The organism is Alistipes dispar (assembly GCF_006542685.1).
Taxonomy (GTDB): Bacteria; Bacteroidota; Bacteroidia; order Bacteroidales; family Rikenellaceae; genus Alistipes; species Alistipes dispar.
The window spans coordinates 2,112,742-2,126,260 of the sequence record NZ_AP019736.1 but is presented as its reverse complement, the minus strand read 5'-3'; the positions used below and the strand labels follow the sequence as shown (position 1 = coordinate 2,126,260).

General features: G+C 63.2%; 10 protein-coding genes. 9 read left to right on the top strand and 1 reads right to left on the bottom strand.

Annotation, left to right across the window (positions count from 1 at the left end; all coding sequences use genetic code 11):
• Window positions 1–60: 60 nt before the first annotated feature.
• The 8 genes from FME97_RS08960 (at window position 61) to FME97_RS08925 (ending at window position 11,786) form a co-directional block, all read left to right on the top strand.
• Window positions 61–3,369, top strand: a complete 3,309-nt coding sequence (locus FME97_RS08960; RefSeq protein WP_141429127.1) for a SusC/RagA family TonB-linked outer membrane protein — start codon at window positions 61–63, stop codon at window positions 3,367–3,369.
• Window positions 3,370–3,382: 13 nt separating this feature from the next.
• The gene (locus FME97_RS08955) at window positions 3,383–5,155 is read left to right on the top strand and encodes a RagB/SusD family nutrient uptake outer membrane protein (RefSeq protein WP_141429125.1); all 1,773 of its coding nucleotides are present in this window, start codon (window positions 3,383–3,385) and stop codon (window positions 5,153–5,155) included.
• A gap of 21 nt (window positions 5,156–5,176) precedes the next feature.
• Window positions 5,177–6,742 carry a calcineurin-like phosphoesterase C-terminal domain-containing protein gene (locus FME97_RS08950; RefSeq protein ID WP_141429124.1) on the top strand — a complete coding sequence of 522 codons (1,566 nt, stop codon included), beginning with the start codon at window positions 5,177–5,179 and terminating at the stop codon, window positions 6,740–6,742.
• 53 nt (window positions 6,743–6,795) lie between these two features.
• A complete protein-coding gene (locus FME97_RS08945; RefSeq protein WP_141429122.1) occupies window positions 6,796–8,004 on the top strand; it encodes a purple acid phosphatase family protein in 1,209 nt (402 codons plus the stop codon).
• Between the two features lie 13 nt (window positions 8,005–8,017).
• Complete coding sequence (locus FME97_RS08940) at window positions 8,018–8,953, top strand: glycerophosphodiester phosphodiesterase family protein (protein ID WP_141429120.1); 936 nt, start codon at window positions 8,018–8,020, stop codon at window positions 8,951–8,953.
• Complete coding sequence (locus tag FME97_RS08935; protein ID WP_141429118.1) at window positions 8,950–9,816, top strand: HAD-IIA family hydrolase; 867 nt, start codon at window positions 8,950–8,952, stop codon at window positions 9,814–9,816. Before FME97_RS08940 ends, FME97_RS08935 begins: the two co-directional genes overlap by 4 nt.
• 164 nt (window positions 9,817–9,980) lie before the next feature.
• Complete coding sequence (gene zupT, locus FME97_RS08930; protein WP_141429117.1) at window positions 9,981–10,781, top strand: zinc transporter ZupT; 801 nt, start codon at window positions 9,981–9,983, stop codon at window positions 10,779–10,781.
• 51 nt (window positions 10,782–10,832) lie between these two features.
• Complete coding sequence (locus FME97_RS08925) at window positions 10,833–11,786, top strand: calcium/sodium antiporter (protein WP_141429115.1); 954 nt, start codon at window positions 10,833–10,835, stop codon at window positions 11,784–11,786.
• Here FME97_RS08925 and mutY read toward each other — a convergent pair.
• Window positions 11,762–12,814, bottom strand: a complete 1,053-nt coding sequence (gene mutY, locus FME97_RS08920) for an A/G-specific adenine glycosylase (RefSeq protein ID WP_141429113.1) — start codon at window positions 12,812–12,814, stop codon at window positions 11,762–11,764. The two genes, FME97_RS08925 and mutY, sit on opposite strands and share 25 nt — an antisense overlap.
• A 70-nt stretch (window positions 12,815–12,884) precedes the next feature.
• On the opposite strand from mutY, the gene FME97_RS08915 reads away from it, so the two are divergent.
• Entirely contained in the window at window positions 12,885–13,184 is a 300-nt protein-coding gene (locus tag FME97_RS08915) for a GNAT family N-acetyltransferase (RefSeq protein WP_141429111.1), read from the top strand.
• Window positions 13,185–13,519 lie beyond the last annotated feature (335 nt).

Here is a 13,519-nt window from a genome sequence, read left to right as displayed (position 1 = left end):
ATATAATAAGGTATATCGGCGGAACGGCGAAAACCGATTAATCACTAAACACGCAGTACAATGAAACAATGCTACTCGCCCAGCACGGACGCCGCGGAGAAGAACCGCCCGCGCATCCGGAACCTCGCGCTGGCACTGCTCTTCGCTCTCCTCTCGCTGTCCGTCGGGGCACAGAACGGAGGGGGGGGGTCCGTGTCGGGCATCGTGAAAGACCCGAACGGACAACCCGTTCTCGGCGTCACGGTGGTCGTACCGGGCACGACCCGCGGCACGACCACCGATGCCGACGGCCGCTACACGATCGAAGCCGCGACGGGAGAAACCTTGAACTTCAGTTATATCGGGTATAAACAGCAGATGCTCCGGGTGAACGGACAGACCCGCATCGACGTCACGCTCGAGGAGGACAACACCAGCCTCGAAGAGGTGGTGGTGGTCGGATACGGCCTCCAGAAACGCCGCGACATCGTAGGTGCGGTCGAGACCCTCTCGGCCGAGACGCTCGAGGAGCGGAACGGCTCGTCGATGAGTATTTCGCGGTCGCTTCAAGGCGCCATCCCGGGCCTGACGATGACCTTCTCCGACGGCAAGCCCAACCGTGCCGCCACGATCCGCATCCGCGGCGCGGAAAACTCGATCGGAGCCGGCGGTTCGGCGCTCGTGCTGGTAGATGGCGTCGAAACCGACATATCCACCGTGAACCCCGACGACATCGAGTCGATCACCGTGCTCAAGGACGCCTCCTCGACGGCCGTCTATGGCGCACGGGGTACGTTCGGCGTAATCCTGATGACGACCAAAGCGCCCCAGAAAGGCCGCGCGAAGGTGACCTACAACGGCACGTACACCTTCTACAAACGGGCCACGACGCCGCAGATGGTCACCAACGGCTACGACTTCACCACCTCCTTCCTCGAATCCTACACCAACGCCTACGGCACGGACCCGGCCAACATCAACAATGTCTTCAAGTTCAACCGTACGTGGTACAACGAGCTGGCCCGCCGCAACAGCGACCCGTCGTTCGAGAAATGGCGCATCAACAACCAGAACGCCTACGAATATTTCGGCAACACGAACTGGTACGACGTGTTCTACCGCGACTACACGACCGGCCACCAGCACAACCTGAGCGTGACAGGCGGCGGCGAAACGGCCTCCTATTACGTCTCGGGACGTATCTTCGAACAGGACGGCATCTACAATGCCGGAGACGAGAAGTACCAGCAGTTCAACGTCAAGGCCAAAGGCGACGTCCGGGTGAAACCGTGGCTGCGCATCGAGAACACGACCGACTTCATGTACCGCTATTCGCACCAGCCGACGGCCCACACCGACATCACGTCCACGCCGATGAACATCAACCGCATGCTCAACCACCAGGCGTTCCCCGTCACGCTGGTCACCAATCCCGACGGCTCCTGGACCGAAGCGGCCGTCTACACGGGCTGGGCCGGATTCGTCGAGGGCAACTCGTGGCGCAAGGACCGCAAGTTCGACATGAACAACCGCACGTCGGTGAACCTCGACCTGATAAAGGACGTACTGGTGGGCAACATCGACGTCAGCTTCTACTTCAATCAGACCGACCGCCGGCAGGCCGTGAACAGCTACACCTTCCACACCGGACCGAACAGCTCGGCCGAACGGCCCTCGGGATCGCTCTACGAAGAGCGTTCGTACAACCGCCAGAAGGTAGCCTCGAACGCCACGCTGACCTACACGCCCCGCCTGGGCGACGACCACTCGCTGACGGTGCTCGGCGGCTGGAACATCGAGGACTACACCTACAAGAGCAACCTGATGAACCGCGAGGGCATCATCATTCCCGGCATGCCGAACTTCAGCCTGCTCGAGGGCGAGGCCATCACGCTCAAGGACAACGGCAGCTACGACTGGGGACTCGTCGGAGCGTTCTACCGCATCAGCTACTCCTACAAGGGCAAGTACCTCTTCGAAACGAGCGGCCGCTACGACGGCAATTCGAAATTCCCCTCCAACCAGCGCTGGGGATTCTTCCCGTCGGGATCGGCCGGATGGCGCATTTCGGAGGAGAGCTTCCTCAGGAATGCCGAATGGCTCGACAACCTCAAACTGCGCGTATCGGTCGGTTCGGCCGGCAACGGACTCATCAGCGACACCTATGCCTATCTCTCGACCATGAGCATCTCCCAGTCGTCGCTGCTCAACAACGGCAGCGTATTCAACTACACGGCCGCACCGTCGCCGATCCCCGACGGGCTGACCTGGGAGACGGCTACGACCTACGATCTCGGAGTGGACTTCGAAGCCTTCAACGGCCGGCTGAATTTCTCGGCGGACATCTACCGCAAGAAAACCACCGACATGTACGTAGTGGGCGAAGAGCTTCCGGCCGTCTACGGCAACAGCGCCCCGAAAGGCAACTACGCCGACATGCACACCGACGGCTGGGAGGCCAGCATCTCGTGGCGCAACACCCACACCGTCGGAGGCAAGCCCCTGAGCTACAACATCAAGGTGTCGGTGTGGGACAACACCAGCAAGATCACCCGCTACACGAGCAAGACCGGAACGCTGCCGACCAACTACAAGGTGAACTACTACGAGGGCATGACGCTCGGCGAAATCTGGGGATACCGGTGCGACGGCCTGTTCCAAAGCGACGAGGAGGCACAGACCTACGCCAACTACTCGAAATTCACCAACCGATCGGCCAAATGGTCGGCCGGAGACCCGCGCTACCTCGACCTGAACGGCGACGGATACGTGAACAACGGCAACAACACGATCTACGACCACGGCGACCTGGAGAAGATCGGCAACACGACGCCGCGCTACTGTTACAGCACCCAGGGCGGCATCCGCTGGAACGGCATCGGGCTGAGCATGATGTGGCAGGGCGTAGGCAAACGCGACTGGTATCCGGCCAAGGAGTCGGGCTACTTCTGGGGACAGTACGGCCGGCCGTACAGCATGGCCCTGCCGTGGCACACGACCGACCGCTGGTCGCCCGAAAACCGCGGCGCCTACTGGCCGAGACTGGTGGCCTACGCGGCCTGCGACTCGGGCACGATCCTCTCGCAGCCCAACACGCGCTACCTGCAGGACGCTTCGTACATCCGGCTGAAGAACCTCACGATCGACTACAACTTCCCCAAAGAGCTGATCGGCAAGATCGGTCTCCAGGCGCTGAAGATCTACTTCTCGGGCGAAAACCTGCTGACCTTCTCGCCGCTGAAGAAGCACGCCAAGAACTACGACCCGGAGGGCATCTACGCCGGCGACGCCGACTACGGAACCGGCAAGTACGGCACGGACAACTTCGGCGACGGAGACGGTTATCCCGTGATGAAGTCCTACACGATCGGCCTGACCTTAACATTCTAAATCCGCACGACTTATGAAAAAGACTATCAGCATATTGCTTTCGGCCTGCATTGCGCTGACCTCCTGCGAGAGTTTCCTCGACCGGGAACCGGTCGCCGAGGTGGGGTCGGGCGACTACTTCAAGGACGAAACGTCGCTGCTGACCTACACGAACGGATTCCTGCAGAAGTACACGCCGGGCGTCGAGGATCTGGGCTACGGCGACGGCTATTCGGACATCGTGGCCACGAAACAGTCGTTCACCTTCCTGACCAACGCTTCGTGGACACCCGACCTGCAATCGGGCTGGTCGATCGGCGACTGGACGCCGATCTACAACATCAACTACTTCCTCGCGCACATGCGCGAAGCGCAGGGACTCTCCGAGGAGGTGTACGCCCACTACGAAGGCACGGCGCGGTTCTGGCGCGCATGGCAGTACTTCGAAAAGGTGAAAACCTTCGGCGCCGTCCCCTGGTACGACGCACCGATCGACCCGGAGGACATGGCGGCCCTCTACAAACCGCGCGACAGCCGCGAATACGTCATGGACCGCGTGCTCGAGGACCTCGACTTCGCCTGCGAACACTGCTACGATTCGGGCGCCTGGATCAACTCGGCCCAGATCAACCGCTACATCGCGCTGGCCTACAAGTCCCGCGTATGCCTGTTCGAAGGCACCTACCGGAAGTACCATTCCGTCGATCCTTCGACCGGCAAACCGTGGGAGGACACGCAGGCCTCGGAACGCTTCCTGCGCGCCGCAGCCGAAGCCGCCTACGAACTGATGCAGGCCGGCATCTACTCGATCGTGAACAACCCGGCCAACGTCCGGACGCAGTACCGCAAACTCTTCACCGAGGAGGCGATCGACCGCACGGAGATCATCTGGGCCCGCGAAATGAGCGTCGGCATGACCACCTTCCACGACCTGACGTGGCGCTACACGTCGGGCAGCTACGGACAGCGCTGGTCGCTCGACCAGGACTTCGTGAAGACCTACCTCAACCTCGACGGTTCGCGCCACACGGCCACCGGCGAGGAGTTCGCCCGCGAGGTCGAGAACCGCGACTACCGCCTCGGGCAGAGCATCATCACGCCGGGCTACGAGAAACTCGTCGGCGGCACGGCGACCCCCACGCCGCCGGATTTCACCGTCACGCTGACCGGCTACCAGATCATCAAGTACAACATCGACGACAAGAACTACGAATCGGCCAAGGTCTCCTACAACTCGCTGCCGATCATCCGCTATGCCGAGGTGCTGCTCAACTACGCCGAGGCGAAGGCCGAGCTGAACGAATTCGGCGACGAGGTATGGAACGCCACGATCCGCCCGCTGCGCGAGCGCGCCGGGGTCAGGGGCGACCGGCCCTCCTCGGCCGATCCCTTCCTGCAAACCTACTACGGCATCGACGACTGCGACCTGCTGGAGATCCGCCGCGAACGTGCCATCGAGCTGCTGCTCGAGGGACGCCGCTACGACGACCTGATGCGCTGGCATCTGGGCGAGAAGCTCAACAAACAGTGGTACGGAATCTACGTTCCGGCGCTCGACACGCCCTACGATCTCAACGGCGACGGGACGAACGACGTCTGCTTCACGAAGGGCGAGGCCGGCAACGAACCGGGCGTAAGCTACATCCAGGTAGGCGGATCGTCGCTCTACTCGCTCGAGAACGACACCAGCGGACGCCTGCTCTACTCCGTCGGACGCAACTTCGAGGAGAAACGCTACCTGCGTCCCGTGCCGCAGACGGCGCTGAACATCAATCCCGACCTGGGACAAAACCATTACTGGAAATAACCCGCAAACACGCAACGTCACATGAAAAGCATCATAACACTTCTCGCCGCCGTCGCGCTGCTGTCGCCGGGGTGCGCGAACGACGACGACCGTCCGGTGAAGAGCCCGATCGGCCCCGAAACGGACTTCTACGGCGTAGTCGCCGACAACCACGGACGCCCGTTGCAGGGCGTCGTGGTGAGCGACGGCTACTCCTGCACGGCGACCGACGAAAACGGCGTCTATCAGCTCACGGGCTGCGAACACTCCTATCAGATCTACGTCTCGGTTCCGGCCGAATACGAGATTCCGCTCGGCGAAGGGCTGCCGCGCTTCTGGCAGCAGATCGCCGCAGGCCGCAAACGCTACGACTTCACGCTCACGCCGCTGGCCGGCGGCAAGGAGAGCGCCTTCAACCTCTTCTGCGTAGCCGACCCGCAGTGTCAGAACAACTCGCACATCGCGCGTTTCGAAAACGAGACCGTGCCCGACATCGCCGGACAGGCGGCCGCATCGGACCTCCCCTGCTACGGCATCACGCTGGGCGACATCGGCTACAACACGGCGAACACGGACTACACCAACGCCGTGTTCCCGCTGATGAAGCGCGCCATGCAGGCTCAAAAGACCGGTCTGCCGCTCTTTCAGCTCATGGGCAACCACGACTACGAGGTGATCTCCGTGTCGAAGGAGGAGTACACCGACGCACACGACATCGCCGCGCAGCGCAACTTCGAATACGCCTTCGGCCCGATCAACTACTCGTTCGACCGCGGCGACGTACACATCGTGGCGATGGACGACATGATCTTCCGCAACCACGACGACTACGCGCTCGGATTCCGCGACGATCAGGTGGCATGGCTCGCCGCGGATCTGAGCTTCGTACCGAAGGAGAAGATGGTGATTCTCTGCACGCACATGCCGCTGCGCGACGGAACGGCGCAGAACGTGCAGGCGGTGCTGGACCTGCTGGAAGGCTATGCCGAGGTGCACGTCATGACCGGCCACACGCACTACGCCGAGAACCTGATCTACGCGGACCGGCATCCGGGCATCTACGAACACGTCCACGGAGCCGTGTGCGGCGCATGGTGGCAATCGACGATCAACACCGACGGCACGCCGAACGGATACGCCGTTTACCGGATCGAAGGGCCTTCGATCGCCTCGTGGAAATACAAAGGCACGGGGCTCGACATCGGCTGCCAGATCCGGCTCTACCGTGCCGGCGACCTCTTCATGGAGGGCTACACGCCCAATTACCGTTTCTCCTACGCCGAGGAGGGGCAGATCGTAGCCAACGTCTGGAACGCCGACGAGACATGGAAGATCGAGGTGTACGAGAACGGCGTGCGGACAGGCGAAATGGAACCCTTCGGGGACGACGCGACCAAACGCGACGCATGGGCCTCGGGCTACCACTGCGGCGTGCTGGGACGCAATCCGGACAACTACGACCGCACGAACACCTCGCATCTGTTCCACTACACGCTCCGCAACCCGTCAGCCGAAACGGAGGTCCGCGCGACCGATCCGTTCGGCAACGTTTACACGCAATCGCACCTCACGACAGGCTCGGCCGCCGATTACCCGGCCTACGAATGACGCGCAGCCCGATAATTATTCGTATCTTTGAACGATAAACGAAAAATGATCGCATGAAACGCTTTCTTTTTCTGTGCGCCGCATCGCTGCTCGCAGCAGCCGCCTGCGGGCAACCCTCGGTGCGCATCGCCCACGGGCCCTATCTGCAACAGGTCTCCGAAGACGGTTTCACCGTCGTATGGACCACAACCGTCGATGCCGCGGCATGGGTCGAGGTGGCGCCCGACGACGGCACGCACTTCTACGCCGAAGAACGCCCGAAATACTACGACACCCACATCGGCAAACGCCGCACCGGGCAGTTGCACCGCGTCCGCGTCGGGGGATTGCGCCCCGGCACGACCTACCGCTACCGAATCATGCAGCAGGCCGTGCTCCGCGACGAGGGCAACAAGCGCGTCATACTGGGCGAGGGGTACGGCAGCGACATACTCAAACACGAACCGTACAGAGCCACGACGCTCGACCCGTCCAGGGAGCGGATCGAATGCTGGGTCGTGAACGACATCCACGGGCGGGACTCGATCCTGCGGCAGCTTCTGGCCGACGCTCCGGAACGCAGGCCCGACTTCGTCTGTTTCAACGGCGACATGCTGACGCAGATCGAATCCGTGTCGGAACTATTCGACGGATACCTCGACACGGCCGCGGAGCTGCTCTCGCCGGCCGGCATCCCGATCTTCGCCACGCGCGGCAACCATGAAAACCGCGGGTCGGCGTCGCACCGCTACCTCGACTACTTCCCCACCCCGACCGGCGAAGCCTACTACGCCTTCCGGCAGGGTCCGGTCTTCTTCCTGATGCTCGACTGCGGCGAAGACAAACCCGACAGCGACATCCGCTACTACGGACTGGCCGCCACGGACGCCTACCGCGCGCAGGAGGCCGAATGGCTGCGGCAGGTGGTGGCCAGCGACGCCTACCGCGAAGCTCCGCTGCACGTGGTATTCCTGCACATGGTCCCGGGCGGCAAGAGCAGTTGGCACGGCGAACAGGAGATCCGCCGGCTGTTCGTGCCGATTCTCAACGAGGCCGAGGTCGATGTCATGCTCTGCGGGCACTACCACCGCTACGGCTGGATCGACGACGGAAGCCGCGGCACGAACTTTCCCATCCTCATCAACTCGAACCGCGACAAACTCGTCGTGAAGGCCGACCGCCGGGGCATCGACCTCGAAGTGATCGACCCGGCGGGCACGACGCTCAAACGCCACCGCATCGACAGCCGGAGCGCGGACACCGCGCCGGACCGACGCCCCTAAACGCCGCTACGCCATGAAAATCGTTCCATACGCGCTTCTCTGCGCAGGGGCACTGTCCTGCGCAGCCTGTTCCGGAGGAGCTTCCGGAACCGAAGGACCTCATTACACGGACATCCGGACCCGCGCCGAACTGCACGAATGGTTCCGCTACTCGCCCGACCGTCCCATAGTCGTCAGCGGACACCGCGGCGGCATGGTCACGGGCTATCCCGAGAACTGTATCGAATCGTTCGAGAAGACCCTCTCGATGATGCCGTCGTTCTTCGAAATCGACCCCCGGCTGACCAAAGACAGCGTGATCGTACTGATGCACGACGCCACGATCGACCGCACCACCGACGGTACGGGCCGCGTCTCGGACTACACCTACGACGAACTGCGGCGATTCCGCCTCCGGGACCGCGAAGGCAACCTCACGCAGTTCCGGATTCCGACGCTCGAGGAGTGCATCCGCTGGAGCCGGGGCAAGACGGTCCTCAACCTCGACATAAAGGACGTGCCGCTCGACGTCATGTCGGCGTTCATCAACTGCCTCGACCCGCCCAACGTCATATATACGGTGCACGACGCCCGACAGGCCCGGATGCTGCTCGACCGCGACCCCGACGCCATGTTCTCGGCCTGGTGCAAGGACATGGACGAATACCGCGCCTACGAAGAGGCCCGGATCCCGTGGTCGCAGATGCAGGCCTACGTCGGTCCGATGATGATTCCCGCCCGGCAGGAGCTTTACGACAGCCTCCATGCCAACGGCGTGATGTGCATGATCTCCGTCGCGCCGACCCACGACCGGCGGGCTTCGGACGACGAGCGGGTCCGCGGCTACGAACTCGAAATCCCGAGCGGCTGCGACGTCATAGAGACCGACTACCCCTACCTGTTCCGGGACCTCGACCTGCGCCGCACTCGACACATCCCCGAACGATCAACGAAAAAAACAGACCAATGATGCAATTCCACCGTTACCGCTCCGCCTGGGAGCACGAAGAGCTGCTCGGCCGCCTCGGCCGGATCCGCCATGTGGCGCTCGACATGGACGGCACGATCTACATGGGCGGATCGCTGTTTCCCTGGACCGGGGCGTTCCTCTCGGAGCTGCGGGAGCTGGGCATAGGCTACTCGTTCCTGACGAACAACCCCTCGAAGTCGATCGCCGACTACCTCGCGAAGCTCGCTTCGCTGGGTATCGCGGCCACACGCGAAGAGATGTACACCACGACGCTGGCCACCATCGACTACCTGCGGGAGCACTACCCCGCAGCCCGGCGGCTGTTCCTGCTCGGCACCCCTTCGATGGTCTCGGAGTTCGAGGCCGCGGGATACGTTCCGACGGCCGATTCGGCGGACGACGTGCCCGACGCCGTCGTCGCGGCCTTCGACATGACGCTCGAATACAGCCGTCTGTGCCGCGCGGCCTGGTGGGCGAAGCAAGGGCTTCCCTACATCGCCACGAACCCCGACCGCGTCTGCCCGACCGACCTTCCTACGGTGCTGGTGGACTGCGGGTCGATCTGCGCCGCGATCGAACACGCCACGGGACGCCGCCCCGACGTCACGCTGGGCAAACCCGACCCGAACATGCTCTCGGGCATCCTCGCCCGGCACGGTCTCCGGCCCGAACAGATCGCCATGGTCGGCGACCGCATCTACACCGACGTCGAAATGGCCCGCAACGCCGGGGCGCTGGGCGTGCTGGTGCTCTCGGGCGAGACGACGCTCGACGTCGCCGAGGCGGCCGAGCACCGGCCCGATCTCATCGCCGAACACATCGGCACGCTGGGCGAACTGCTCCGCGAAGCCCGCCGGGCGTAGTCCGGAGCGCAGGCGCCGACGACGGAACGGGTCCCGGACAAGTCATAACCGACAGTCCGGGGCCCGTTCCGCTTATAGCGCCATAAGAAATACCGAATCCTCGGGAGCGGTTTATTCCGGATGATGCACTATCTTTGCAACGACAGGCAAAAACGCATCTTACAATGGAAACGAACATACTTCTGCCGCTGCTGCTGACGCTCGGAGCCGGTCTGGCGACGGGCATCGGCAGCGCCATCGCCTTTTTCGCACGCCGCACCAACAAGCGGCTGCTGTCGTTCTCGCTCGGTCTCTCGGGCGGCGTGATGATCTACGTCTCGTTCGTCGAACTGTTCCAGCAGGCGAACCTCTCGCTCACGGCCGAATGGGGCGTCCGCACGGGCACGGCGGTCACCGTGGCGAGTTTCTTCGCCGGCATCCTCCTGATCGGCGTCATCGACCGGCTGGTCCCCTCGTTCGAGAATCCGCACGAGGCCCACATGGTCGAGGAGATGGACAACCAGCCCCGCAACCCGCACCTGATGCGCATGGGCGTGATGACGGCGCTGGCCATCGGCATCCACAACTTCCCGGAGGGCATCGCCACCTTCACCTCGGCGGTGGACAACATGGCCCTCGGCGTGGCGATCGCCGTGGCCATCGCCATCCACAACATTCCGGAGGGCATCGCCGTCTCGATCCCCATCTTCTACGCCACGGGCGACCGGCGCAAGGCGTTCCGCCTCTCGCTGCTCTCGGGACTGGCCGAGCCGGTGGGAGCCGTGCTGGCATGGCTGGTGCTCATGCCCTTCATGTCGCCGACGCTCATGGGCTGCATCCTGGCCGGCGTGGCGGGTATCATGGTCTTCATCTCGATCGACGAACTGCTGCCCGCAGCCCGCGAATACGGCGAAGCGCATATCTCGATCTACGGCGTGGTGACCGGAATGGCCGTCATGGCCGCAAGCCTGATTCTGTTGTCCTGATCCGGCGCGGCGGCCGTACGGCGGTCCCGGACCGGAAAAACGCATTCTTCTATGGAAATCCTCCTCCTGCTCGCCGGCCTCGGCCTGATTCTCGCCGGCGCAAGTTTTCTGACGGACGGCTCGGCGGCGCTCGCTAAACGGCTCCGCGTCCCGGAGTTCATCATCGGACTCACGATCGTAGCCGTCGGAACCTCGACGCCCGAGCTGGTCGTATCGATGCTCTCGGCCGTCGCTGGAAAGAGCGACGTGGCGATCGGCAACGTCGTGGGGTCCAACATCTTCAACGTATTCGTCATTCTGGGCGTCTGCGCCCTCATACGCCCTCTTCCGCTCACGGCGGGCAATATTCGCCGCGACATTCCGTTAGGTATGGTAGTGTCGCTGCTGCTCGTCGCGCTGGCGTCGGACTCGCTCTTCAGCGCCGGGGCGACAGACCGGATCGGCCGTATCGACGGCATCGCGATGCTCGCGCTCTACGTACTGCTGATCGGCTACACGATCCGCCGCACGGGCCGCACCGATGCGGTTCCGGCCGAAAGCGGGGCAAAGTCCCCGACGAAGGGCTGGATCATGGCCGTCATGATTCTCGGAGGGCTCGCGGGACTGATCTTCGGCGGCGAAATGTTCCTTGACAATGCGACGGCCGTCGCACGGCGGCTGGGCGTGAGCGACTCGGTGATCGCCCTGACTCTCGTGGCGGGCGGAACGTCGCTGCCCGAGCTGGCTTCGTCGGTCGTGTCGCTCCTGAAGGGCAAGGCCGGCATGGCGCTGGGCAACGTCATCGGTTCGAATATCGCCAACATTCTCCTGATTCTGGGACTGAGCGCGACGATCCGGCCGCTGACGCCGGGCGGCATCACGGCTCTGGATTTCGGCATGGCGGCATTGAGTTCGCTGGTGCTATTCCTCGCGGCCTTCACATTCCGCCGCAAGGCCATAGACCGAGCGGAGGGCATTTTGTTCCTGGCCGCTTACGCCCTCTACCTCTGGCAGCTCATCAGGTAGCGGTCGATAAGCCGCGGTACGGCATAATCGCCCAACGTCCCGGTCGGAACAGCCAGCGCTTCGGCGGCAGGCGTAAGCGAAGGGGTCTCGATGCGGTGGAAAACCGCATGGATCGTCTGATGCGAAAGCTGGTGTCGCGCAACAGGCATACTGCCGAGCAGCCGCCACGGCGCATCGCCCAGCAGTTCCGCGAAACGCGGCATCCGCAACAGCGCCCCGAAATCCGCGGCCTCCGGGGTTTCGAGCAACGGAAACTCGTACAAACCCTGCCAGATGTCGCGTCCCGAACGGCGGCACAACAGGGTCCGCCCGCCCGAGGTGATATGAAGGTAATGGAACCAGCGGTCGCGCAACTGCGTCCGCCCCTGCTTGACGGGGCGGGAGACGACGGTGCCCGCCGCGAGGGCAAGACAGCGGTCGCCGAACGGACACTCGCCGCAACGGGGCGGGGAGGGCGTGCACCGAAGGGCTCCGAAGTCCATGATCGCCTGATTGTAACGCCCCGGATCGCGCTCGTCGAGCTGCGAGCGGGCCAGTTCGGCGAAGAGACGCCGGCCGGAGGCGGTGTCGATCGGCTCGGCGATGTCGAACAGACGCGACAGGACGCGGTAAACGTTTCCGTCCACGGCGGCATAAGGCAGCGAGTAGGCCGCCGAACAGACCGCGGCGGCCGTATAGTCGCCCACGCCGCGCAACGAACGCACCCCGGCGAAGGTCGTCGGGAAGCGGCCTCCGAAGTCGTCCACGACCTGCCGGGCGGCGGCATGGAGGTTCCGGGCACGGCTGTAATAACCCAGCCCCTGCCAGAGTTTGAGCACCTCGTCTTCCGAAGCGGACGCCAGCGAGCGGACGTCGGGAAAACGCCCGACGAAACGGAGGTAATACTCCGTTCCCTGCGCCACGCGGGTCTGCTGAAGAATCACTTCGGAGAGCCAGATGCGGTAGGGATCGCGGGTGCGGCGCCACGGCAGATCGCGCCCCTCGCGCGAGTACCAGTCAAGCAATATGTCGGCGATACGGTATGTCATCGTCTGCAAAAATACAACTTCGGAATCGAATTTGAGGTTTGAAACCGAAAACAATTAAAAAAACGGGATTATGGAGAAGAGACACACTTTGACGGACAATACCGCGCTCCGACGTTACGAGTTCGACCTGGGCGGCGACAAGGCCGTGATCGAGTACATTCTGGGGCCGGGCTACCGGATTCTGACGCATACAGAAGTTCCCCCGAAATTCGAAGGACAGGGCATCGGCCGGGAGCTGGTCGCCGCCGCGCTGGAAGACCTCCGCGACAAAAAGTTGCAGGTCATTCCCCAATGCAGTTTCGTCGCGCAGTATATCGACCGCCATCCCCAATGGGAAAAACTGGTGTTCCGGGAGACGGTACGCAGGTAGCCCCGGACGAACAGGCGGACGGATCGCCGGACAGCCGTCCCGCCCGCTATCTCCGGTCCTCCGGAATCGGCTCCCGGGAATAACACCGTTTCATGCCGCCGGAACGCCCCGGGAAAATGCGCGTTCGCAGTACTGCAATCCGCGCAGCCGCAACCGGCACGGCAAAGGGGGCTGCCGCTTCCGCTACGGCCTCCCCCGAATCCGCCGTTTTGCGATTCCCGGCCCCGTTCTCTCCCGCCATATCCCGCCTCCGGCCTGTTCCGCCGCATCGCAGCCCAACGCATCACGGTCCCGCTCCGAAGGAAACCGGATCGGCTCCTTTCCGACAAATCGGG